The organism is Streptomyces sp. NPDC058691, assembly GCF_042714775.1.
Lineage (GTDB): Bacteria > Actinomycetota > Actinomycetes > Streptomycetales > Streptomycetaceae > Actinacidiphila.
The window spans coordinates 31,998-39,109 of sequence record NZ_JBHXSO010000068.1; the positions used below are offsets into that span (position 1 = coordinate 31,998).

The 7,112-nt window shown below is 73.2% G+C and carries 7 protein-coding genes; 5 read left to right on the forward strand and 2 right to left on the reverse strand.

Annotated elements, in window-relative coordinates:
• Positions 1-102: 102 nt before the first annotated feature.
• The 3 genes from ACFWVC_RS33490 (at position 103) to ACFWVC_RS33500 (ending at position 3,729) form a co-directional block, all read left to right on the forward strand.
• A complete protein-coding gene (locus ACFWVC_RS33490) occupies positions 103-1,935 on the forward strand; it encodes an AMP-dependent synthetase/ligase (protein ID WP_384296510.1) in 1,833 nt (610 codons plus the stop codon).
• 124 nt (positions 1,936-2,059) lie between these two features.
• Positions 2,060-2,887 (forward strand): aldo/keto reductase, encoded by an 828-nt coding sequence (locus ACFWVC_RS33495; RefSeq protein WP_384296513.1) that lies wholly within the window; start codon positions 2,060-2,062, stop codon positions 2,885-2,887.
• A gap of 86 nt (positions 2,888-2,973) precedes the next feature.
• Positions 2,974-3,729 (forward strand): class I SAM-dependent methyltransferase, encoded by a 756-nt coding sequence (locus ACFWVC_RS33500; RefSeq protein WP_384296516.1) that lies wholly within the window; start codon positions 2,974-2,976, stop codon positions 3,727-3,729.
• Here ACFWVC_RS33500 and ACFWVC_RS33505 read toward each other — a convergent pair.
• Entirely contained in the window at positions 3,710-4,708 is a 999-nt protein-coding gene (locus ACFWVC_RS33505) for an aminoglycoside phosphotransferase family protein (protein WP_384296520.1), read from the reverse strand. The two genes, ACFWVC_RS33500 and ACFWVC_RS33505, sit on opposite strands and share 20 nt — an antisense overlap.
• Before the next feature lie 53 nt (positions 4,709-4,761).
• Between ACFWVC_RS33505 and ACFWVC_RS33510 the strand changes: the two genes are divergently transcribed.
• Entirely contained in the window at positions 4,762-5,616 is an 855-nt protein-coding gene (locus tag ACFWVC_RS33510) for a helix-turn-helix domain-containing protein (protein WP_384296523.1), read from the forward strand.
• On the opposite strand, the gene ACFWVC_RS33515 is transcribed toward ACFWVC_RS33510, so the two are convergent.
• The gene (locus ACFWVC_RS33515; protein ID WP_384296526.1) at positions 5,582-5,962 is read right to left on the reverse strand and encodes a nuclear transport factor 2 family protein; all 381 of its coding nucleotides are present in this window, start codon (positions 5,960-5,962) and stop codon (positions 5,582-5,584) included. The two genes, ACFWVC_RS33510 and ACFWVC_RS33515, sit on opposite strands and share 35 nt — an antisense overlap.
• A gap of 333 nt (positions 5,963-6,295) precedes the next feature.
• On the opposite strand from ACFWVC_RS33515, the gene ACFWVC_RS33520 reads away from it, so the two are divergent.
• Entirely contained in the window at positions 6,296-7,066 is a 771-nt protein-coding gene (locus tag ACFWVC_RS33520; RefSeq protein WP_384296530.1) for a GNAT family N-acetyltransferase, read from the forward strand.
• The last annotated feature ends 46 nt before the right edge of the window (positions 7,067-7,112 follow it).

Below are 7,112 nucleotides of genomic sequence, written 5' to 3' on the forward strand. Positions count from 1 at the left end.
GGGAACCCCTCCGGGGACCCACACACCCGGTTTCCGCACCCCTCCCGCGGCGTCGCGCCATCGGGTAGCTTCTGCAACCGCCCAAGCGGTCGAGGAGCGACGTTGCGCGAGTTCACCATCCCCCCACTGGTGACGGCACCCCAAGTCGGTGGTCTGGCGGACTCCGTGTTCGCCGCCGCCGCCGAGGAGCCGGACCGTGTCGTGCTCGCCCGCCGGTCCGGTCCGGAGGGCGCGGAGTGGGAGGACGTCACGGCCGCCCGCTTCCGGGACGAGGTCGTCGCGGTGGCCAAGGGCCTGCTGGCACACGGCATCCGCTTCGGCGACCGGGTCGGCCTGATGTCCCGCACCCGCTACGAGTGGACCGTGCTGGACTACGCGCTGTGGACGATCGGCGCCCAGCCGGTGCCGATCTACCCGACGTCCTCCTCCGAGCAGGTGCGCTGGATGCTGCTCGACTCGGGCGCGGTCGCCTGCGTCGTGGAGCACGAGGACCACGCGATGACCATCGGCGCGGTCATCGACGAACTCCCCCGGCTGGCCCGGCTGTGGCAGCTGGACTCCGACGCGCTCACGGAGCTGGCCCGGGACGGCGCCGAGGTCGACGACGACCTGGTCCACCGGCACCGGATGGCCGTCACCCCGAACGGCCCGGCCACCGTCATCTACACCTCGGGCACCACCGGCCGGCCCAAGGGCTGTGTGATCACGCACGCCCATTTCATGGCCGAGGCCGACAACGTCATCGCCAAGTACGAGCCGGTCTTCCATTCCAAGCCCGGCGACGAGGCGTCCACCCTGCTCTTCCTGCCGCTCGCCCACGTCTTCGGCCGCATGGTGGAGGTCGCGGCGGTGCGTGCCCGGGTGCGGCTGGGGCACCAGCCGAATCTGGCCGCCGCCGAACTGCTGCCGGCGATGGCCTCCTTCAAGCCGACCTTCGTGCTCGCGGTCCCGTACGTCTTCGAGAAGGTCTTCCAGGGCGCCCGCCGCAAGGCCGAGGCGGGCGGCAAGCTCGGGCCCTTCGAGAAGGCCGTCGAGATCGCGGTACGGCACGCGGAGGCGATGGAGGCCCGCGCCTTCGGCACCGGCCCGGGCCCGAGCACCGGACTGCGGATGCAGCACCAGCTGTACGAGAAGCTGGTCTACGGCAAGGTGCGCGCGGCCCTCGGCGGCAAGGTCCGGCACGCCTTCTCCGGCGGCTCCGCGATGGACCGGCAGCTCGGGCTGTTCTTCGACGGCGCGGGCGTGCGGATCTTCGAGGGCTACGGGCTGACCGAGACGACGGCCGCCGCCGTGGCCAATCCCCCCGAGCAGACACGTTTCGGCACCGTCGGCCTGCCCATACCCGGCACCACCGTGCACATCGCGGACGACGGCGAGGTGTGGGTGCACGGCGGCCAGGTCTTCTCCGAGTACCTCAACAACCCCAAGGCCACCGCGGAGGTCCTGCACGACGGCTGGCTGGCCACCGGCGACCTCGGCGCGCTCGACGAGGACGGCTATCTGACCATCACCGGCCGGAAGAAGGAGATCCTGGTCACCAGCGGCGGCAAGTCCGTCTCCCCGGTGGTGCTGGAGGACCGGGTGCGGTCCCATCCGCTGGTGTCGCAGTGCGTCGTGGTCGGCAACGACCGCCCGTTCATCGCCGCGCTCATCACCCTCGACACGGAGGGCCTCGGGCACTGGCTGACCATGCGGGGCAAGCCGCAGCTGCCGATCGCCAAACTGATCCACGACGCCGACCTGGAGACCGAGATCCGCCGGGCCGTGGTCGCCGCGAACACCCTGGTCTCGCAGGCCGAGTCGATCCGCACCTTCCGCATCCTGGCCGGCCAGTTCTCCGAGCAGGAAGGGCTGCTCACGCCGTCGCTGAAGCTGAAGCGGAAGGCGATAGAGAAGGCCTACACACGGGAGATCGACGCGCTGTACCGGCACTGAGCGGGGACGGCCGGAGACGGCCCGGAAAGCGGCACCGGAAACCGCCCGGGAATGCGCGCCCGGTCGTGACCGCTGTAGTGGGGGTTGTGCCCATTCCGATCGACGACCTAAGGATCAGCCGCCTGTGAGCACGGTCCCCGACATCACTCTCAACAACGGCGTCACGATGCCGCAACTCGGCTTCGGCGTCTGGCAGGTGCCGGACGACGAGGCGGCGGACGCGGTCGGCACGGCCCTGGAGGCCGGCTACCGCAGCATCGACACCGCCGCGCTGTACCGCAACGAGCAGGGCACCGGCCGCGCCATCGCCGCCTCCGGCATCGCCCGCGAGGACCTGTTCGTCACCACCAAGCTGTGGAACACCGACCAGGGCCACGACAACGCGCTGCGCGCCTTCGACACCTCCCTGGCCAAGCTCGGCCTCGACTACGTCGACCTCTACCTGATCCACTGGCCGACGCCCGCCCGCGGCCTGTACCTGGAGACCTGGCGCGCCCTGGAGAAGATCCACGCCGACGGCCGGGCCCGGGCCATCGGCGTCTCGAACTTCCCCGTCGAGCAGCTGCGTCACCTGCTCGACGAGGGCGGCATCGTGCCCGCCGTCAACCAGATCGAGCTGCACCCCAACCTCCCGCAGGCGGAGCTGCGCGCCTTCGACGCGGCCCACGGCATCGCCACCGAGGCATGGTCACCGCTCGGCCAGGGCCGCGGCCTGCTCGAAGAGCCGGCACTCGCCGCGATCGCCGCCAAGCACGGCAAGAGCCCGGCGCAGATCGTGCTGCGCTGGCACCTCCAGCTCGGCAACGTCGTCATCCCCAAGTCCGTGACCCCCGCGCGGATCAAGGAGAACATCGACGTCTTCGGCTTCGAGCTGGACGCCGAGGACCTGGCGGCGATCGACGCCCTCGACAACGGCGGCCGCCTGGGCCCCGACCCGGCCGCGTTCAACTGACGTTCCTCGCACAGCGGGAGGGCGGCGGCACGGAGATCCGGGCCGCCGCCCTCCCGCACGCAACGGCGCGGGACTAGCCTGCGGTCGTGCTGGACTACGAGAGCGAGGCCGCACGGTACGACGCCACCCGGGGCGGGATACCGCGGGCCCGGGCCGCCGCCGCGGCGGTGCTCGGGCTGGTGCCCGGCGAGGCGCGCACCCTGCTGGACGCGGGATGCGGGACGGGCCTGGTGACGGAACGCTGTGTGCGGCCCGGGCTGCGGGTGCTGGGGGTGGACGGCGCGGCCGCCATGGCACGGATGGCCAGGGCCCGCGTCGGACCGGGCGTCGTGGTCGCCGACGTCCGCCGGCTGCCGTTCGCGGCGGGTTCGCTGGACGCCGTGTCGACGGTGTGGGTGCTGCACCTGCTGCCGTTCGCACCGGAGGTGATCGCCGAGTGCGCGCGGGTACTGCGGCCCGGCGGGGTGCTGGTCACGACCGTCGACAAGGACGCCGGGCACGACGTGGACAGCGACATCGACGCGCTGCTGCGGCCCTTCGCACGGCGCGTGGCGCACGACGCCGAGGAGCGGGTGCTGCGGCGCGCCGCCGCGCACGGCCTGCGCCCGGCACGGGAGACCCGCTTCACCGGCCACGGACAGGGCCGGACACCCCGCGACCTGGCCGTACGCATCGCCGCCGGCCAGTTCGCGTCCGCGCTCGCGCTGGGCGAGGGGGACGCCGACGCGCTGGCCGGACGGCTGGCCGCGCTGCCGGACCCGGACCGGCCGCGCCCCGACCCGGTCTACCGGCTGATCGCCCTCGCCAAGGACTCGGGCTCCCTTACAACGGCGGCTCGTTGAGCAGTTCGTTCAGCCACCGCGCCATGCGTTCGACCGGCACGGTGCCGCTGCCGCCGCCGCCCACGGCCGGGAAGACCCGTCCCCAGGTGTGCGCCCGGCCGACCGCGCCGGCCCGGCAGGCAAGGCTCGCCAGCCGGCGCAGCGCGGGCAGGTCGTGGCCCTCGCCGCCCCAGGACTCCAGATAGCGGTCGCGCAACCGGGCCACCACCTCCGGGCCGTCCGCGCCGTACCGCTGGTGCGCCATACGGGCGGTCACGAGCAGGCTGGTGAAGGGGTGGGCGAGGGCCGCGTCGCCCCAGTCGAAGAAGACATAGGCGTCGCCGCGGTGGAAGACCTGGTCCTCGTGCAGATCGGCGTGGTCGAGCGTCGCGCCGATACCGGACCCGTCCAGCTCCGCGCACCAGTCGGCGAAACGCGGGCGCACGGCCCGGACCTCCGCGGGCGCGTCCGTACGCTCGATCAGCTCGTCCAGCAGTTCCGGCAGCCGCGCCGGCCGCAGGTCGGGGACGCCGAGCGCGGCCATCTCCTCCGCGCGGTGCGCGGTGGCGCGCTGCAACGCGGCGTACGCGCGCAGCGGGGCCTCCCAGTAGTAGGGGCTGCCCCCGGGCCGGTCCGCGGTGCCGGCCAGCAGCGGCCCGCCGTCCGGCAGCAGCGCCCAGGCCCGCGCGGTGTCCACGGCCAGCGGGGCCAGCACCCGGCCCGGCACCCACCCGTGCAGCGCCCGGGTCAGCGCGGGCTCGAATGCGGAGCCGGGCGGGTTCGCCTTGAACCACACCGTCTCCCCTGACACGGTGGGGATGCGCACCACCACCGACCAGGGGCGCAGCCGGGCCAGCCACTCCTCCCGAGCGCGCGGTCGCAGGGCCCGCCCGGCGATGGCCTCCTCCGCCCAGGCGAGGGCAGCCTGCCGCCACTCCCGGTCCGCCCAAGGCGTCGGTCCCTCGTGCTCCCCGATGTCGATCTGCGGTTCCCGCTCCATCCCCGCATCACAGCACGACCGCCCGCGCCCCGCACCTGCGTTACCGTCGGCCCATGACGACGACCACGACCGGCGCGGCCCCGTCGGGCGCGGGGGTGGGCGCCCTGCTCCGCGGCTGGCGGGAACGGCGGCGGATCAGCCAGCTGGAACTCGCGCTGCGGGCCGACAGCTCCGCCCGGCACATCAGCTTCATCGAGACCGGCCGCTCGCGTCCCAGCCAGACCATGGTGCTGCGGCTGGCCGAGCACCTGGACGTACCGGTGCGGGAGCGCAACGCCCTGCTGCTGGCGGCCGGTTACGCTCCCGCCTACTCCGAGACGCCGCTGCGCGACCCGGCCATGGACCCGCTGCGCGACAGCCTGGACCGGCTGCTGGCCGCGTACGACCCGAACCCCGCCCTGGTCCTGGACGGGATGTACGACATCGTGGCCGCCAACCGCGGGGCCGCCCTCCTGCTCGACGGCGTCGCCGAGCACCTGCTGCGGCCCCCGATGAACGCGATGCGGATCACCCTGCACCCGCAGGGCCTCGCCCCGCGCATCCTCAACTTCCGCGAGTGGCGAGGCCATCTGCTGGAGCGCATCGAGCGCCAGATCACGATGAGCGGCTACGCGCCACTGCGCCGGCTCCACGAGGAGCTGACGTCCTACCCGGTGGACGGCGCCCACCCGGAGCCCCCGGCGGCGGACGGCCCGCACGCTCCCTTCGCGCTGCCGCTGCGCGTCGCCCACGGGGGCCGGGAGCTGTCGTTCCTCTCGACGGCCGCCACCTTCAACACCCCCATGGACGTGACGGTCTCCGAGCTGGCGATCGAGACCTTCCTGCCCGCCGACCCGGAGACCGCCGCCGCCCTCCGCTCGGGGACGCCGTCCGTCACGCCTCCGGAACGCGGTCCAGGAAGCCGCTGACCGAGCGGATCCGGCCGTCCTCGGCCAGCGTGATCACATCGGACCCGGCGATCGGCGCCGTCCCCGCGGGTGCGCCCTCCGGGCCCAGCTCCCAGGAGAACCGCGCGATGTCGTGGTGCCCGTCCACACTCCCGGTGAGCGTGAAGACGAAGCCCGGGAACCTCTCCCCCACCGCGCCGATCAGCGCGCTGACGGCCTCGTGCCCGGTGGCCTCGGCCAGCGGGTCGGTGTACCCGCCGTCCTCCGTCCACGCGGCGGCCACGGCCTTGGCCCGCGCCTCTGCGTTCCCGGCGTTCCAGGCCTCGAAGTACCGGGCCACCGCGGTCTCGTACCGGTTCTGCGCCATGTCGCTTCCTCTTCCCTCGTCGTGATCGGCCCGGCGGACGGGGTGGAGTGCGCCACCCCGTCCCCGGTTGAGTCCACCCTGCCGGGGCGGCGCGGAGGCGTCGATTACCCCGGAGGTAAGGCGGCGGGGCCTTTGACCTGCGACGCAGGTCATGGCGGCGGCCGGCCGTATGGCACCCGTGTTCTATCCCCGCCCTGGTGCGGCGTGATGAGTTGGAGCAGGGGCCGGGTTCCGCGGCTCCGGCGCGCCCGCGGCGCGTTGTGGCCGGTCCGGTGCCCCCGTACGTCTCAACGGCTCGCCGAAGAGATCCGGCGACCGGAAGGAATCACATTGATGCATACGAACGACCCGCTCAGACCGGTCGTGTTCGCGTACTCGGCTGTCCGGGAGACGTTGTCGGCCGTGGCGACCGGTCGCAGCGGCAGAGAACCGGACGGCACCGTCTTGGCCGTCTCCGGCGCCCCGATCGCCGGGCTGAACGGCGTCATCAGCCCGGACCTGGAGCCGGACCCCGATGTCGTCGAGGCCCTGGCCGGGAGCGAAAGCCTGCGAGGACTCCCGTGGAGCATCCAGGTGCGCTGCGTCCCGGCGCAGCGGATCAGCGCGGTGGCGGCACGTCACGGGCTGACCGAGGTCAGCGCGCAGCCGCTGATGGTGAGGCGGCCTGACGCGGGGATACCGCCGCGGCCGGCCGCCGGTGCCTTGCGTGTGCGCGCCGTGCAGGGCGACGAACTCGGCCTGTACGCCAAGATCATGGCGGAGGGCTTCGAGGTACCCCACGAGATGTTCGAGATCTTCGCCGACCCGGCCCTGGCCGAGGCGGAGGGATTCACCTTCTACCTGGCGGAGGTGGACGGCGTGCCCGTGGGGACGGGAATGGCCGCGATCCACGGTGATCTGCTGGGTGTCTTCAACATCTCCGTACTCCCGGACCACCGGCGGCAGGGCCACGGACGGGCCATCACGACGGAGATCGTGCGCGTGGGCCACGAGGCCGGCGCCACGACCGCCTATCTCTACTCCAGCGCGATGGGTGTGCCCGTGTACGCGTCGGCGGGTTTCCACACCGAGGAGATCCTGACGTGGTTCACCGCCCCGGCATAGGGCGCGAGCCCCGGCGGTCTCCCGCCCCGCCCGCAAGGGCCGGGCG

Bases quoted from the DNA above. Each gene is read 5' to 3' on its own strand.
- ACFWVC_RS33505 (WP_384296520.1), bottom strand. From the start codon at position 4,708: ATGGAGCGGGAACCGCAGATCGACATCGGGGAGCACGAGGGACCGACG.
- ACFWVC_RS33510 (WP_384296523.1), top strand. From the start codon at position 4,762: ATGACGACGACCACGACCGGCGCGGCCCCGTCGGGCGCGGGGGTGGGC.
- ACFWVC_RS33515 (WP_384296526.1), bottom strand. From the start codon at position 5,962: ATGGCGCAGAACCGGTACGAGACCGCGGTGGCCCGGTACTTCGAGGCC.
- ACFWVC_RS33520 (WP_384296530.1), top strand. From the start codon at position 6,296: ATGCATACGAACGACCCGCTCAGACCGGTCGTGTTCGCGTACTCGGCT.